Consider the following 16,066-nt stretch of genomic DNA (forward strand, 5'->3'; position numbering starts at 1 on the left):
AAAACCGTCCATAAAAGAAAATGACCTCACCAAAAAGAAAAGAATGTGCGACAATGTCACACATTCTTTTTGTTACCCCACTACAATATTGACGAGTTTTCCAGGAACGACAATGACTTTACGAACCGTCTTGCCTTCTGTGAACTCTTGGACACGCTCGTTCCCGAGTGCTTCCGCTTCAAGTGCTTCTTTTGATGCGTCACGAGAGACGTGCATTTTCGCACGGAGTTTCCCGTTCACCTGGATGACGACTTCAATCGTGTCGCTCACAAGTTTTGACTCATCGTATGTCGGCCAAGCCGCATACGTCAACTCTTCCGTCATGCCCATCTTCTCCCACAACTCTTCAGACAAGTGTGGCGCGACCGGTGAAAGCATCTTGATGAAGTCGACCATTTGCGATTTCGGCAACGTCTCTTGTTTGTTCGCTTCATTGACGAAGACCATCAACTGCGAGATTGCCGTGTTGAAGCGAAGGGCTTCATAATCCTCCGTGACTTTTTTCACCGTCTGATGATACGTGCGTTCAAAGTCGGCAGTCGGCGCCACGTCTGCGAAGTTCGTCTGATCGAACAAACGCCAGACGCGGTCGAGGAAGCGACGTGCCCCGTCAAGACCATTCGTCGACCATGCGATGGCCGCATCAAGTGGTCCCATGAACATTTCGTAAAGACGGAGTGTATCGGCTCCGTGCGACTTCACGATATCATCCGGGTTGACAACGTTCCCACGAGATTTCGACATCTTCTCGTTGTTCTCACCGAGGATCATTCCTTGGTTGTAGAGTTTTTGGAACGGTTCGCTCGTCGGGACGACACCGATATCAAAGAGTACTTTATGCCAGAAACGTGCGTAGAGCAAGTGAAGAACGGCATGCTCCGTACCCCCGATATACAAGTCGACTGGAAGCCAACGCTTGAGTTTCTCAGGATCCGCAATCATCTCTTCGTTATCTGGATCGATGTAACGGATGTAGTACCAGCAGCTACCTGCCCATTGTGGCATCGTGTTCGTCTCGCGACGACCTTTTTCCCCTGTGACCGGATCTGTATACGTCAACCACTCTTCTGCGTTCGCAAGTGGCGACTCACCTGTACCAGATGGTTTGATTTCATCGATGATCGGAAGTTCGAGCGGAAGTTCTTCGACCGGTACCGTCTTCATCGTTCCGTCTTCCATATGGACGACCGGAATCGGCTCGCCCCAGTAACGTTGACGGCTGAACAACCAGTCACGAAGACGGTATGTCGTCTTCGCACGCCCTGTGCCACTAGCTTCGAGCTCTTCAATGATCGTCTTGATGGCATCGGCTTTATTAAGTCCGTTCAAGCTACCAGAGTTGACGTGCTCACCGTCTTCGACGTAAGCCGCCTCTTCCACGTTTCCACCTTTGACGACTTCACGGATCGGGAGGTCGAACGTTTTCGCAAACTCATAATCGCGCTCATCGTGTGCAGGAACGGCCATGACCGCACCTGTTCCGTATGTCGAGAGAACGTAGTCCGCTGTCCAAATCGGAAGTTTCTCGCCGTTCACCGGGTTGATCGCATAAGCGCCCGTGAAGACACCTGTCTTCTCTTTGGCAAGGTCTGTACGCTCGAGGTCCGTCTTCTTCGAGACTTCCTCAATGTATGCTTCGACTGCCGTCGATTGTTCAGGCGTCGTGATCACTTTAGTGAACGGATGCTCTGGTGCGAGTGTCACGTATGTCGCCCCGTGAAGCGTATCTGGACGTGTTGTGAATACTGTGACGATCTTATCATGACCGTCGACCTTAAAGTCGACCTCGGCACCGACCGATTTGCCGATCCAGTTGCGTTGCATCTCTTTCACGCTCTCAGGCCAATCTAGACCTTCCAAGTCTTCAAGCAAACGCTCTGCGTATTCCGTGATACGAAGCACCCACTGCTTCATCGGGACACGGTAGACAGGGTGGTTCCCACGCTCTGACAAGCCATCGATGACTTCCTCGTTCGCAAGGACCGTACCGAGAGCCGGGCACCAGTTGACCGCAACTTCATCGACGTATGCGAGGCCACGTTCGAAGAGTTGCGTGAAGATCCACTGCGTCCATTTATAGTATTTCGGGTCCGTCGTGCTAATTTCACGGTCCCAATCGTATGAGAATCCGAGTTCTTTCAACTGACGGCGGAACGTCTCGATGTTGCGCGCTGTGAATTCACGCGGGTCGTTCCCTGTGTCGAGTGCATATTGCTCGGCAGGAAGACCGAACGCATCCCAGCCAATCGGGTGAAGGACGTTATATCCTTGCATCCGTTTCATACGAGCGATGATATCCGTCGCCGTGTAACCTTCCGGGTGACCGACGTGAAGACCAGCACCGGATGGGTACGGGAACATATCAAGGACGTAGAAACAATCCTTCTCCGGGTCTTCTGTCGTTTTAAATGCTTCTTTCTCTTCCCAACGCTTTTGCCACTTAGGCTCGATTTCTTGATGTTTAAAATAACTCAACATTCTTCCTCCTCTGCATAATAAAAAGCCTTCCGTCCCCGAAAATGGGACGAAAGGCTTGAAAGCTCTCCGCGGTACCACCCATGTTGCATTGCTGCCACTTGAGACGCCGGTAACGAGGCGTAACCCCGGTCTTCCCTACTCGTTTCAGGAAAACAGCTCCAAGGCGAGTTCACAACATCCGCTTATCGATTCACACCATCCATCGACTCTCTTTGAAACGGAACGTTCGCTACTAGTCCTCTTCAACGCTTGCTATTCATCGTAGTCTATTTTAGCCCATTCTGAAATTCAACGTCAACTTGATTTTTCTGTGACACGAATGTCTTTCATGATGACAAATAGCGTTAAGGCTAACGTAGCAAGTAGTAGAAGCATGCCGAAGACTGCTGTAATGCCGAACATGTCATAGACAAAACCAGACAACGTCGGTCCAATCATCCGACCGACGGATGCTGCGATATTGACGAGCCCTTGGTATTGTCCAGCTTTCCCAGGAGGGGCGAGTTTCGCCGCAATCGTCGGAACCGCCGGCCAGACAAACATCTCCCCGATGGTCATGACGACCATCGCGACCATGAACATCCCGAACCCACCAGCGAATGGGACAATCAAGAACGCGCCGAGGAAAATGGATGCCCCGATGATCAGTTGACGTTTTAAGTCGTCCTCAAACTGTCGTAAGACACGATTGAGCAACGGTTGTGCGAAGACAATCATCGCCCCGTTCACTGTCCAAAGGAGTGAGTATTGACTGATTGTGACACCGAGGTCTTTCGAGTGAACGGCAATCGTCCCTTGCCATTGCACGTACACGAACCAAAGTACCGCATAACCAACGGCGACATACCACATCGACTTCATCGTCGCACTCGAGAGTGTCGTGGCGGCCGCTTCGAGTTGCGACTGAACGACAGGACGTGCCGGGTTTTTCAAATAACGCAATCCAAACAAGAGCACCACGACAAATAAAACTGACAAGAAGAAGTTCGCATAAAAAATCCACTCGATGTTAAGTCGAGCGATTTGACCACTCATTGCCGTTCCGAGGGCGACCCCCACGTTTTGTGCGACATAAATCGCATTGAACGAACGACGTCCCCCTTCAGGCCAAATGAGACCTGCAAACGCATATACGGTCGGAAAGACGAGTCCGCCGGAAAGACCGATCAACCCGAGCCATACGAGATAGCCGAAGAACGTGGCATGAAACAGTAAAAATCCAAGCGAGCTCGCGAGCAAGAGACCGACAGAGATCATCAACGTCGTCTTCCCACCGATTCGATCGAATAGCGTCCCTCCGATGTAGTTCCCGACAATCGCGAGCGCCGAGTTCACAAGAAGCGCCACCCCGGCAAGCGTCATCGACTCACCTAAAAAATCATGAATATACAGTGTGTTAAACGGCCATAAAAAAGACGCCGCCGTTGTATTGAGCGCCATCGCAATGACTAAAATCCATACCGAAATTGGCATTTTATTGTTCACACCAAGTCCTCCTTTCATTCTTCTTTCACATCAAAAAAATCGGCACAAAAAGGCCGAATCGACAAGATTTCCTTATCAAACCTAAACGAACGCCAAGGAAGTGTCAAGAAAAATTACTTATTATGAAGTTTTGTTATTTTTCGTTTGTGATAGGATGAGCAAGGAAGGAGAGATGAACATGAATCCATTTGGTCAAAATCGTTACCATACACTTAATGAGGCGTATCGACGAGAGTACGGGGGCAAGGTGTTTAAAGTGCCACTCGATGGCGGCTTCACATGTCCGAACCGTGACGGACGTGTCTCAAAAGGTGGATGCACGTTCTGTTCGGACGATGGCAGTGGTGATTTCGCGGGAAATGCTTGCGACCCGATTCCCGTTCAATTTGCAGAAGTGAAGGCTCGTCTCCACCGGAAGTGGAAGAGTGCCAAATATATTGCTTATTTCCAAGCGTTCAGTAACACGTACGCACCAGTCGAGCGGTTACGTGAATTGTATGAACCGGCATTAAAAGAGGATGGGGTCGTCGGTCTCTCGATTGCGACACGCCCTGACTGCTTACCGGACGACGTCGTCGCCTATTTAGCAGAGTTGAATGAACGGACGTCCCTTTGGGTGGAGCTCGGTCTTCAGACCATTCATGACACGACCGCTAAAAAGATCAATCGTGGGCACGACTATCAATCGTTTTTGACCGGTCTTGCCAAACTTTGCCGTCACAATATTCGTGTCTGCGTTCATATCATCAATGGTCTCCCAGGTGAGACACCAGAGATGATGCTCGACACGGCACGAGAAGTTGCTAAAATGGACATACAAGGAATCAAGATCCACTTACTTCACGTCTTGAAACACACACCGCTCGCCCGTCAATATGAGAAAGGACTGCTCGACTTGATGGAGGAAGACACATACGTCTCCCTCGTCTGCGATCAACTCGAACGAATCCCTCCCGAGGTGATTATCCATCGTTTGACAGGAGACGGTCCACCCGACCTCTTGATCGGTCCATTATGGAGCCGTCACAAGATGCAGGTGCTTAACAAGATTCGTGCGGAATTGGAGCGCCGGGATTCTTTCCAAGGAAAAAAGAAGGATGAGATCTATGGGATTAATGAGAGTACTACCTTTTGCAAAACAATTACTACATGACCATATCGAGGAAGGTCAGGTCGCCATCGATATGACGGCCGGGAACGGACACGATACGTTGTTTCTAGCGAATGCCGTAGGCGAGACAGGACATGTCTATGCCTTTGATATTCAATCAGAAGCTGTAGCAGCCACAAAGGCGCGGGTTGAAAAATCGGGTGTCAGTAATCGGGTGACCGTGATTCATGATAGTCATGATACGGTCCAAGCGGTCGTTGAAAAGGAAGCGCGGCCGATCACCGCGGCCGTCTTCAACTTAGGGTATTTACCGGGAAGCGACAAATCCATCACGACACACGGAAATACGACGATTGCCGCATTATCCCAACTATTAGACGTCATGGCCGTCGGTGGCGTTATCGTCATCGTGATTTACCACGGACATGAAAGTGGGAAAGTCGAACGAGACGAGGTGCTCCATTATGTAGAGTCCCTCGATCAAAAACAGGCAGGCGTCCTGCGTTATGGATTTATCAACCAAGTCAATCATCCCCCATTCATCGTGGCGATTGAAAAACGTGCATAATAAAAAGGCGGCTCATTAGAGTCGCCTTCTGTCATTCTTGAATCAATTCATAAAACGTCATGAGGGTTTCCGCGAATTTCGTGTTCAATCGTTCGTAACCAAAGTGTGGGAATCCTTCCAATCGCCGGATATACACTTGGTCCCCACCGATTTTCCGACAAACATTCAACGTCAACTTCACGTCCGCGAACTGGTCGTCTGGTGCATAGAAACAGGCGAGCGGAAGGCGTGGCAGATGCTTCTTCTCTTCCTGATGCTCGACGATTTCCTCTTCGATTTCTCGATATTGCGCATACGTGATTTCTCCGAATCGGGATGACTCGTCTCCCCCACCGGTGAATGTCATCATCCCGAGTGGCAAGTCAGGGCGAAAACGGTCGACAGCACTTGCGACGACTTGTTTCAATCCACCGATTTGACGAGTGGCATGCCAATCAAACAATGGGGAGATGTATGTGAGACTCCCGAGTGGCACATCGTACTCCTGCAAAAGGCGATTCGTTAAGAGTGCGCCAAGGCTGAATGCCACGACATGAATCGGTAATTTATATTCCCCTGCCTCGCGCAACGCTCGCTTGATCAGTTGCTTATGGTCACCTGCCGTCAATCCAATCGATTGATCGCGGACGACGATGACTTCGTACTCGTCCTCGAGCCGTCGAATAAAGTTCTCGCTGATCCGTGACGTGAATTGTAACGGATACACGATGACGATGACTCCTTTTCGTGCTTCTTCATTTGCCATACTGCCGTCACCTCGTTTATAGACTACATTCATTGTATCAAAAAAACATCAGCCGCAACTGATGTTTGAATAAAATCCGTCTGGAGGCTTAGCTCGGGTCATATCGTAAATGAATGAGTTCCATCGGACGATCATATACTTCTTCCTGGATACGATTCACTTCTTTGAAAGATTGATGTAAGAGGAAGGCAATCGCTTGATCATTCGAGCTTTCGACGTACACTTCCATCGGTTGTTCTTTTTTCGATTGAAGGTGGGCCAGAAAGGCTGCGCCGTAGCCGTTTCGATGATAATCGGGGTGCAGATAGAGGCGGAGCATCTCCCACATGTCACCGCGATCGATGGCATGACAAAATCCGATGACCTCTTCTTCATATTCGCCAACGATAAAATACTGTTCTCGTGCTTCTTCACTTGAACTGATTGCTCGTACAATCTCTTCTTGCCGATATGCGCGTTCCATCGCTCTCGTTCGATTGGAATCATCCTGTGATATGGTCGCCAGCGCGATGTTCCGAATCAGCGTCGCATCTTCTGGCACTGCTTCCCTCATGTTCATGACAGCTTCCCCCTTTTGGCCAATCTATTTGTATCATTCCCTATCCCAATGTTTTTATCCTGCTCCTTCATTTCTTTTTCATGACGATTCATCAGAAAACGTTACGTCGCCATTTCTCTAGGGTATAACACAAGCAATGCCAATCAAACGAAGGAGTGGAACCGCATGGAACCTAGACAAGAACATGATCCGAAAGTAGAACAGACAGCCAACCCGAACCGTCAATTTGATCAATTGGACGGGGGAAGTCCAAAGATCAGTGTCGTGACCGGGATGTTGCTCGGTGCACTCGTCGGTGGTCTACTCGCCTTACTTAGCTCCTCGAACCGGGAGCAGACAAAGCAATCCCTCTCGAATGCGAAATCGTCGGTCGGGGGCCTCGTCAACGAAGTGAAACAAGATCCTGCCGGCAAGGCGTCTCAAGTCATTGAGCAAGTGAAGTCAGCCTCGACAAAGATTCAAGAAGTCTCCACAGACGTCCAAAACGTATACGAAAAAGTCGTCGGGGAAGTCGATACCGTGAAAGAGGACGTCACTAAAATCGTCGAGACGGCTCAAGAGGCCAAGTCAGACTTACAGGACATCGGGGAGAAAGTCGTCGAAGCGAAGGATACGGCGCTTGGACAAGATACGACGACAACTGATTCTTCATCCGATTCAAATAAACAGACACCTCCGACAACGTAAAAAAAACGACCTTTCCGCGGAAAGGTCGTTTTTGATGATTACGCGAAACGTTTCGCGCCTTCTTCAAGAATGGCTGCTTTATCTGTTTGCTCCCATGGGAGTTCGATGTCTGTACGACCGAAGTGACCGTAAGCTGCCGTTTGTTTGTAGATTGGGCGACGAAGGTCAAGCATCTTGATGATGCCTGCTGGACGGAGATCGAAGTTCTCGCGAACGAGTTCAACGAGTTCCGTTTCGCTCAATTTACCTGTGCCGAACGTATCGACAGCGATTGATACTGGGTGTGCAACACCGATTGCGTATGCAAGTTGAACTTCTGCTTTATCAGCAAGTCCTGCTGCAACGATGTTTTTCGCTACATAGCGGGCTGCGTATGCCGCTGAACGGTCAACTTTTGTAGGATCTTTACCAGAGAATGCACCGCCACCGTGACGAGCGTATCCACCGTACGTATCGACGATAATCTTACGTCCAGTCAAACCTGCGTCCCCTTGTGGTCCACCGATTACGAAGCGACCAGTCGGGTTGATGAAGTATTTTGTTTCAGCATCGATGAGTTCAGCCGGAATGACTGCCTCGATGACATGTTTTTTCAAGTCTTCTTGAATTTGCTCAAGCGTGATTTCTTCAGCGTGTTGTGTCGAAATAACAATCGTATCGATGCGAACAGGGTTGTTGTCCTCATCATACTCGACCGTTACTTGCGTCTTCCCGTCCGGACGAAGGTACTCGAGCGTACCGTTCTTACGCACTTCAGCAAGACGACGTGACAACTTGTGTGCCAACGAGATTGGAAGCGGCATGAGCTCAGGTGTCTCGTTTGTCGCATATCCGAACATAAGACCTTGGTCTCCTGCACCGATTGCATCGAGTTCCTCTTCAGTCATCTGACCTTCACGTGCTTCAAGCGCCTGGTCAACACCTTGCGCGATGTCTACCGATTGCTCATCGATTGACGTCAAGACCGCACACGTTTCAGCATCAAAGCCATATTTCGCACGCGTGTATCCGATTTCGCGGATTGTTTCACGGACAACTTTCGGGATATCCACGTAAGTTGACGTTGTGATTTCACCAGCTACGAGTACAAGACCTGTTGTGACAGACGTTTCTGCCGCAACACGGGCATTCGGGTCTTCCGCTAAAATGGCATCCAAGATGGAGTCAGAGATCTGATCACAAATTTTGTCTGGATGTCCTTCAGTAACCGACTCTGAAGTAAAAAGTCGACGGTTCAATTTTGACATTCAAAAAACCTCCTATAATAAGGGTATTATGTGGACGGTACTCGTTCCCCTTACGCGTTGCTTTGGGACGGTAATGAAAAAAACCTCCCCCGATGACATACATGGGGAAAGGTTGAATCGTTCTTCCTTACCCTCTTATCGTTCGAAGCTAATGGCTTCGCTTCAGGATAGCACCTTTTCCGCACAAGACTTCATGTCGGACGGTTGCTGGGCTTCGTAGGGCCTTGTTCCCTCCACCGCTCAGAATAAGAGTATCCGTTACGAAAACCATCATATAAATGACACTCGATTATGTCAAGGGAATCAGACGAATTCGTAAAAGTTTTCACTGACTTGCAAAACATTTCTGTTTGTGAATCGTCAAACATTTTTTTATTTCGTTTCTGTTTTTTAACACCTTGTGATAAGAGAATGTGATAAAATGACTTTGTAAGAAAGCGCTTACTTAGAGAGAAGAAACGCTTGTGTTTAATTAGTGTGTCACATATAATTAAAAATGTCATACTGATTAATCGTAATCGCGGAAGTATGCGGATTTCATCCACATCTATTTAGGGGAAAGGTGGGATTCAGGATGGCGACAACGCTCCTGAAAATCGAAGAATTAATTAATGGTGCCGACATGTTACGGAACTTGACGGTTCCAGAGCTGGTGGAAGAAGCCATTCAAAATGGTGAAGGTGTGCTGACAAAAGACGGGGCATTATCTGTCAGTACCGGTGCTTTTACTGGACGGTCACCGAAAGACAAATTCGTCGTACAAGATGAAGTCAGCAACAACCTCGTCGATTGGGGTAAAGTGAACCAACCGATCGCAGAAGAGAAGTTTTCAGCACTTCTCGACAAAGTACTCGACCATTTAGAAAAGAAGGATAAACTGTATTATCTAGAAGCATCTGCTGGTGCAGATGAACATTATACGTTGCCGGTCCGTGCCATCACGGAGTATGCGTGGCACAGTCTATTCGCTAAACAATTGTTCTTACGCGAATGGCCGACGAAAGGTGCGTTCGACCCGTTCACGGTCATTTATGCACCGAGCTATAAAGCAGACCCTGCCGTCGATGGTACGAACTCTGAGACGTTCATTCTCGTCTCATTCGCCAAGCGCACGATTCTGATCGGGGGAACAGAATACGGTGGCGAAATTAAAAAATCGATCTTCTCCGTCATGAACTTCTTGCTACCCGAGCAGAACGTGTTATCGATGCACTGTTCGGCAAATGTCAATGATGCGAATGAAACGGCACTCTTCTTCGGATTGTCGGGCACTGGGAAGACAACGCTCTCGGCTGACCCTGAGCGTCATTTGATTGGAGACGACGAACACGGATGGTCACCGGACGGGGTCTTCAACATCGAAGGCGGTTGTTACGCAAAGACGATCAACTTGTCTCGTGAGAACGAACCGCAAATCTATGATGCGATTCGCTTCGGTTCATTGATTGAAAACGTCGTGTTGAATGAAGATCGTACACCGGACTATAAGAACATTTCCTTGACGGAAAACACGCGTGCGGCATATCCAATCGAGTTCATCGACAATGCGATGCTCCCATCACGCGCCGGTCATCCGAATACGATTGTCTTCTTGACGGCAGATGCCTATGGCGTCTTGCCTCCGATCAGCAAACTGACGAAAGAACAGGCGATGTACCACTTCTTGTCGGGTTATACGTCAAAACTTGCCGGCACGGAGCGCGGTGTCACAGAACCACAGGCGACCTTCTCGACTTGCTTCGGTTCACCGTTCCTTCCGCTCGCTCCAGAGCGTTACGCGGATATGCTCGGTAAATTGATCGAGCAACACGACGTGGATGTCTACCTCGTCAACACAGGTTGGACTGGCGGTGCATACGGTGAAGGTTCGCGTATGAAACTCGCGTACACGCGTGCGATGGTCAACGCCGCAGTCAACGGTCAACTTCGTGACGTCGAGACGATGAAACATGACATTTTCAACGTCGAGATTCCAGTAGCCATCGAAGGCGTACCGAGTGACGTGCTCAATCCACGTGACACGTGGAGCGACCCAGCTCGCTACGACGTCGAGGCGAAAGCACTCGCAATGAAATTCAAAGAGAACTTCACACGGTTCACGAAAGCGAGTGAATCGGTCATCGCAGCCGGCCCACTGGTCATCTAATACGAAAGCACCGACTCATCGAGTCGGTGCTTTTGCTTGTCGTAACATCCATTCCATCGCTTGTTCGGTCGTCTCCCATTTATCCCAAAATGGGAGTTGGTGTCCGAACGGAAGCACCCAAAACTCTGCCTGCTCCCCTAACTTCTCGGCGACTGCCGTCGCATGGCGCAAACGGACCTGCTCGTCATCCGTACCATGGATGATCAGCGTTGGTGCATCCCATTCCTTATAAAGCGGAGAACGTTCTGTATATGCTGTTTCTGCCGATTCGGGGTCTCCCCCCGTCATGCGACGTAACATCTTCCGCATCGAGCGTTGCTCTTCATACGTCCACTCTAGATTGGTCACACCGGCCCATGAGGTGACGGTAGTGACCGGTCGTTCAGATGCGAGAGAGAGTGCCATCATCCCGCCGCGTGAAAAACCGAGCGCATGAATCGGTCGTCCGCTCGTTTGGACGCGATCATAGAGTGAGAGCACGTCCTTCAAATCCTCTCCACCGAAGTCTTCTTTTCCCGTGCCCCCGTGATTACCTCGATAAACCGGGGCCACCACATGAAAACCGCGTGCCGCAAACTGCATGAGGCGCGGTAACCGAACGTCCCCGATTCGTGCCGTTCCCCCTCGTAAGTACATCAGCACCTGTCCAATCGACCGTTTCGGTTCAATCGAATAGGCGACGACCTCTTCCCCATCATTCGTCGTGTACCATCCACGCGTCACCCGGTAACCGGCGTATGGTGGCAACACGTCGATTCGATCAAACCAGTTGTTGCTCATGGAGCACCCTCATCGTTTCTGGTAAGACACGGTCCTTCATCATAAAGCTGTAACGTGGATTCCGTAGTAGATTGTCCGGTAAGACATCAATCAAGACGGCCCCATCCGTCTCGTCGACTGCGGGATGATCTTCGAATCGTTCAATCTCCGCAAAATAGATATTTTTGATGACGGTGTCACCACGACCGAGCACACGATATTGCCCCATGTATCGTAACGTCTTGACGACGCCTCCAGTCTCTTCATATACTTCCCGGATGGCCGCGGCATCCTCATGTTCGCCCGGTTCGACTTTCCCACCTGGGAACTCTAGCCCGCGTTGTTTATGCTTCGTCAATACCCATTTGTCCTTGTAACGGGCGACGACCCAGACGTGGAGCGGCGTGTCTGAGAACGGATAATGGGTGAAGCTTAACTCGACTTGATTATGATAGTAATCCTTGAATGTCTTCATAGTCCATCCCTTTCTTTCCCCTGTCTACTCTCACTTTACCTTGTCTGCACCCAGTTTCAAACAAAAAAATCGGTCCGACGCGCGGACCGATTCGTTTTCTTATTGATTCAAGCGTTTTTCGAGTTCTGCTTTTTGTTCTTCATACCCTGGTTTACCGAGTAGTGCGAACATGTTCGCTTTGTATGCTTCGACGCCTGGCTGGTTGAACGGGTTCACCCCGAGGATGTATCCGCTCATCGCACATGCTTTCTCGAAGAAGTAGAACAAGTAACCGAGGTGGTACGGTGTCATCTCTGGCAATTCGACGACGAGGTTCGGTACGTCGCCATCTGTATGCGCGAGGAGCGTTCCTTCTGTCGCCTTGTCGTTCACGAACTGAATCGTTTCCCCTGCGAGGAAGTTCAAACCATCCAAGTCTTGTGCGTCTTCTGGGACGTTCATTGTGTGACGGACTTCTTTCACACGGATGACTGTCTCGAACAAGTCACGACGACCTTCTTGAATGTATTGACCCATCGAGTGAAGATCAGTCGAGAAGTCGACAGCCGCAGGGAAGATTCCTTTGTTGTCTTTTCCTTCAGATTCTCCGTAAAGCTGTTTCCACCACTCAGACACGTAGTGAAGGGCTGGCTCGTAGTTGACGAGCATCTCAATCGATTTGCCTTTCGCGTAAAGGGCGTTACGTACGACCGCATACTGATACGCTTCGTTCTCAGCCAATTCTGGTGAGCTGTAAGCGTTTTGTGCATCACGCGCCCCTTCCATCAAGGCATCGATATCGATTCCTGCAGCAGCAATCGGGAGAAGTCCGACCGGTGTGAGGACAGAGAAGCGTCCACCGACGTCATCTGGAATAACGAACGTCTCGTATCCTTCTGCGTCCGCGAGCGTCTTGAGGGCGCCACGGGCACGGTCTGTCGTCGCATAGATCCGCTCACGCGCTCCATCTTGACCGTACTTGTCTTCCATGAACTGCTTGAGGACACGGAATGCGATGGCAGGTTCTGTCGTCGTTCCTGATTTCGAGATGACGTTGATTGAGACCTCTTTCCCTTCAAGCACTTGAAGCAATTCTCTCATATACGTTGAAGAGATGTTGTGACCCGCATAGAATACTTGCGGCGCCTTGCGCTCTTCTTTTGACAATACGTTGAAGAACGAATGTTGAAGCATTTCGATCGCTGCACGGGCACCGAGGTAAGATCCTCCGATTCCGACGACGACGAGAACGTCTGAATTCTCGCGAATTCGTTCCGCCGCAGCTTTGATTCGTGCGAACTCATCTTGATCGTATTCGGTCGGAAGGTCGACCCACCCAAGAAAATCACTTCCGGCACCGCTCCGCTCGTGAATCACCGAGTGAAGGGTTTTTACCGTTTCTTGCATTTGGTCGATTTCATGCTTCCCTACGAATGAGAGCGCGTTTGAATAATCGAAACGTACAGTTGACATGTCATTTCCTCCTTTAAATCGCTCGTAAAAGAGCCATACATGACCCATCATAAACGGAAACGCTAGATTCGTTCAATCATTATTGCAAAATAGGCAAGAAATCGCCTTATTTACTGAGTTCGAGAATATGCGCGACATCTTCCCGTTCGAGTGTACGGAAACGACCGAATGCGCCACGTTTCATCGCAGAATCGAGAATCGCATCGAATGTCGACTCATCGATCTCATAGTCACGAAGCGAGTTCGGTGCACCGAGTTGGTCAAAGAATGCACGTACAGCTTGGATCGTACGTTTCCCTGTTTCCAAATCGTTCTCGCCAGGCTCGACATCAAATACTTCTGTACCGAGTCGTGCGAAGCGAGCCGCGTTGTCTTCATCTAATACATGCTCCATCCAACGTGGGAAGAGGATCGCGAGACCTCCAGCATGCGGGATATCATGGACAGCGGATACGGCGTGTTCGATGTTGTGCGATGCCCAGTCACCCGATGCACCCATTTGCAGGACACCGTTCAATGCCATCGTACCTGAGAACAAGATGATGGCACGAAGGTCTATGTTCTCTAAATCGTTCACGAGTTTCGGTGCCGATTCAACGACCGCTTTCAACACACCTTCTGTCATGCGTTCCTGTACCGGCGCATGGTTCGGGTGGAAGTATTGCTCGAAACAGTGGCTCATCATGTCGACGATGCCATAGATTGTCTGGTCTTTTGGAACCGACACGGTGTAACGTGGATCGAGAATCGAGAATGTCGGGAAGACGAGCGGGTGACCCCATCCAAACTTTTCTTGAGTCTCCCAGTTCGTGATGACCGATCCCGAGTTCATCTCCGACCCTGTCGCAGCGAGTGTAAGGACTGTCCCGAACGGTACCGCCTCTGTCGGGATATGTTCACGAAGCACGATGTCCCACGCGTCCCCGTCATATGGAATCGCTGCTGAAATGAGTTTTGTACAGTCAATGACGGAACCGCCACCGACAGCAAGCAAGGCGTCAACGTCCTCTTCACGCGCAAATTTCACCGCACGACGTACCGTCTCGATGCGTGGGTTCGGTTCAACACCTGAGAAGTCTACGTATGAGATGCCTGCTTTTTCAAGCTCGGCCACGACTTCATCGTACGTCCCGTTCTTTTTGATGCTTCCGCCACCATAGACAAGCATCACTTTCTTCGCGTCGAGCGCTTCGAGTTCTCCTGCTAATTTTTCGATCTGATGTGTCCCAAAAATTAGTTTTGTCGGGTTTTTGTATTCAAAGTTGTGCATAAGTCATCCTCCTCATAGAAATATGTAACACCTACACTATATACCCTGTTTTTACGGAATGAAAAGTATCGTGCTTATGCGTAGATGCGATCGATGATCCGATGCAAGATGACCGCTTCCTCCGCTTGACGATAGTTCGGCTCTTCTCCACAGGCCTCAAGGAAGAGTCGGATTTGCCGCTCATACGGGTCGTGTTCAGTCAAATAAGCTGGTCGCTCGTCAAACAATGCCCCATATTTCTCCGTGTGGAGCGTGAGCGGGAACAGACTGGCTCCGGCGTTCGTGCCGCGACATTCCACACGCATCGTATCTTTCTCTTCGATATTGGCCATATAGCTGACGTCGAGCAATAAGGATGCCCCATTTTCAAACGTGATCATCGCCCTCGCCGTATCCTCGACCGAGAGCGAACTCGCGTCCCATTCCCCTAACAAACCGACACCCGGTCGATTCCCTAAATATTGACCGACGTGCCCAACGACCTCTCTCGGTTTCGGGTATCCCATCAAATGAAGCGCTAGGTCTAACATATGCACACCGATGTCGAGCAGGGCGCCCCCGCCTTGCAGTTCTTTATTCGTGAAGACTCCCCATCCCGGAATGCCACGTCGCCGAAGCGCGAGCGCCGTCGCTGCATAGATATCTCCAAGTTCTCCCGCGTCAATCATTCGCTTCAACAGAACCGTATCTGCACGATGTCGGTAATGGAATCCGTAATGCAATGTTTTTCCGGCTCGTTTTGCCGCTTCTAACATCTCAATTGCCTCATTCTCCGAGATACCGGGTGGTTTCTCACAGAGAACGTGACATCCTGCTTCAAGCGCAAGCAGCACTTGCTCTTTATGTAAGGCGTTTGGTGTACAGATACTGACCGCATCGAGATTTTCGCGTGAAAGCATCTCTTCGACCGTCTCATAAAGGTTCGGGATGCCGAACTGCCGGGCGACACGTTCCCCGTTTGCCCGTGTCCGGTTCATGACCGCTATCACATCCATCCCTGCTTTGACATAATTCGGGATATGGGCACTCGTCGCAATTCCTCCCGTTCCGATGATGCCAATCTTCATGCCATCCCCTCCTATTC

Annotated in this window: 14 protein-coding genes, 1 riboswitch and 1 other annotated feature; of the genes, 4 read left to right on the top strand and 10 right to left on the bottom strand. The window is 50.0% G+C overall.

Going from position 1 to position 16,066, the window contains the following annotated elements; genetic code table 11:
• Window positions 1-72: 72 nt before the first annotated feature.
• Both leuS and BV910_RS10125 read right to left on the bottom strand, forming a co-directional pair.
• Window positions 73-2,478: a leucine--tRNA ligase gene (gene leuS / locus BV910_RS10120; protein ID WP_078147224.1), complete on the bottom strand. Its 2,406-nt coding sequence runs from the start codon at window positions 2,476-2,478 to the stop codon at window positions 73-75.
• A gap of 39 nt (window positions 2,479-2,517) precedes the next feature.
• Window positions 2,518-2,733 (bottom strand) — a binding site (T-box leader).
• 39 nt (window positions 2,734-2,772) lie between these two features.
• On the bottom strand, window positions 2,773-3,963 hold the full coding sequence (locus BV910_RS10125) for an MDR family MFS transporter (protein WP_240499836.1): 1,191 nt from the start codon (window positions 3,961-3,963) through the stop codon (window positions 2,773-2,775).
• A 178-nt stretch (window positions 3,964-4,141) separates the two neighbouring features.
• Here BV910_RS10125 and mnmL point away from each other — a divergent pair, with 178 nt between their 5' ends.
• Together mnmL and mnmM are read left to right on the top strand one after the other, a co-directional pair.
• On the top strand, window positions 4,142-5,116 hold the full coding sequence (gene mnmL, locus BV910_RS10130; RefSeq protein ID WP_078147226.1) for a tRNA modification radical SAM protein MnmL/YtqA: 975 nt from the start codon (window positions 4,142-4,144) through the stop codon (window positions 5,114-5,116).
• The gene (gene mnmM / locus BV910_RS10135; protein ID WP_078147227.1) at window positions 5,070-5,642 is read left to right on the top strand and encodes a tRNA 5-(aminomethyl)-2-thiouridylate-methyltransferase MnmM; all 573 of its coding nucleotides are present in this window, start codon (window positions 5,070-5,072) and stop codon (window positions 5,640-5,642) included. The genes mnmL and mnmM overlap by 47 nt, the downstream gene beginning before the upstream one ends.
• A gap of 31 nt (window positions 5,643-5,673) precedes the next feature.
• Here the strand turns inward: mnmM and BV910_RS10140 are convergent, their stop codons facing one another.
• Window positions 5,674-6,387 carry an alpha/beta hydrolase gene (locus BV910_RS10140; RefSeq protein ID WP_012726789.1) on the bottom strand — a complete coding sequence of 238 codons (714 nt, stop codon included), beginning with the start codon at window positions 6,385-6,387 and terminating at the stop codon, window positions 5,674-5,676.
• A gap of 88 nt (window positions 6,388-6,475) precedes the next feature.
• Window positions 6,476-6,946 carry a GNAT family N-acetyltransferase gene (locus BV910_RS10145; protein ID WP_012726790.1) on the bottom strand — a complete coding sequence of 157 codons (471 nt, stop codon included), beginning with the start codon at window positions 6,944-6,946 and terminating at the stop codon, window positions 6,476-6,478.
• A gap of 165 nt (window positions 6,947-7,111) precedes the next feature.
• On the opposite strand from BV910_RS10145, the gene BV910_RS10150 reads away from it, so the two are divergent.
• Window positions 7,112-7,633, top strand: coding sequence for a hypothetical protein (locus tag BV910_RS10150; RefSeq protein WP_012726791.1), 522 nt, complete (start codon window positions 7,112-7,114; stop codon window positions 7,631-7,633).
• A 38-nt stretch (window positions 7,634-7,671) separates the two neighbouring features.
• Here BV910_RS10150 and metK read toward each other — a convergent pair whose 3' ends face one another.
• Window positions 7,672-8,880, bottom strand: coding sequence for a methionine adenosyltransferase (gene metK, locus BV910_RS10155; RefSeq protein ID WP_012726792.1), 1,209 nt, complete (start codon window positions 8,878-8,880; stop codon window positions 7,672-7,674).
• 132 nt (window positions 8,881-9,012) lie between these two features.
• Window positions 9,013-9,132, bottom strand: a riboswitch (SAM riboswitch).
• 322 nt (window positions 9,133-9,454) lie between these two features.
• On the opposite strand from metK, the gene pckA reads away from it, so the two are divergent.
• Complete coding sequence (gene pckA, locus BV910_RS10160) at window positions 9,455-11,026, top strand: phosphoenolpyruvate carboxykinase (ATP) (RefSeq protein ID WP_078147228.1); 1,572 nt, start codon at window positions 9,455-9,457, stop codon at window positions 11,024-11,026.
• Window positions 11,027-11,041: 15 nt separating this feature from the next.
• Here the strand turns inward: pckA and BV910_RS10165 are convergent, their stop codons facing one another.
• From BV910_RS10165 to BV910_RS10185, 5 genes are all read right to left on the bottom strand, one after another.
• Complete coding sequence (locus BV910_RS10165) at window positions 11,042-11,806, bottom strand: alpha/beta hydrolase family protein (RefSeq protein ID WP_078147229.1); 765 nt, start codon at window positions 11,804-11,806, stop codon at window positions 11,042-11,044.
• Window positions 11,787-12,260 carry an RNA deprotection pyrophosphohydrolase gene (ytkD, locus tag BV910_RS10170; RefSeq protein ID WP_012726795.1) on the bottom strand — a complete coding sequence of 158 codons (474 nt, stop codon included), beginning with the start codon at window positions 12,258-12,260 and terminating at the stop codon, window positions 11,787-11,789. Before ytkD ends, BV910_RS10165 begins: the two co-directional genes overlap by 20 nt.
• 99 nt (window positions 12,261-12,359) lie before the next feature.
• Window positions 12,360-13,712, bottom strand: coding sequence for a glucose-6-phosphate isomerase (locus BV910_RS10175; RefSeq protein WP_012726796.1), 1,353 nt, complete (start codon window positions 13,710-13,712; stop codon window positions 12,360-12,362).
• 106 nt (window positions 13,713-13,818) lie between these two features.
• Window positions 13,819-14,982, bottom strand: coding sequence for an iron-containing alcohol dehydrogenase (locus BV910_RS10180; RefSeq protein WP_078147230.1), 1,164 nt, complete (start codon window positions 14,980-14,982; stop codon window positions 13,819-13,821).
• Window positions 14,983-15,056: 74 nt separating this feature from the next.
• Window positions 15,057-16,049: a Gfo/Idh/MocA family protein gene (locus BV910_RS10185; RefSeq protein WP_078147231.1), complete on the bottom strand. Its 993-nt coding sequence runs from the start codon at window positions 16,047-16,049 to the stop codon at window positions 15,057-15,059.
• Between the last annotated feature and the right edge of the window lie 17 nt (window positions 16,050-16,066).

Source organism: Exiguobacterium sp. HVEsp1 (assembly GCF_002009685.1).
Taxonomy (GTDB): domain Bacteria; phylum Bacillota; class Bacilli; order Exiguobacteriales; family Exiguobacteriaceae; genus Exiguobacterium; species Exiguobacterium profundum.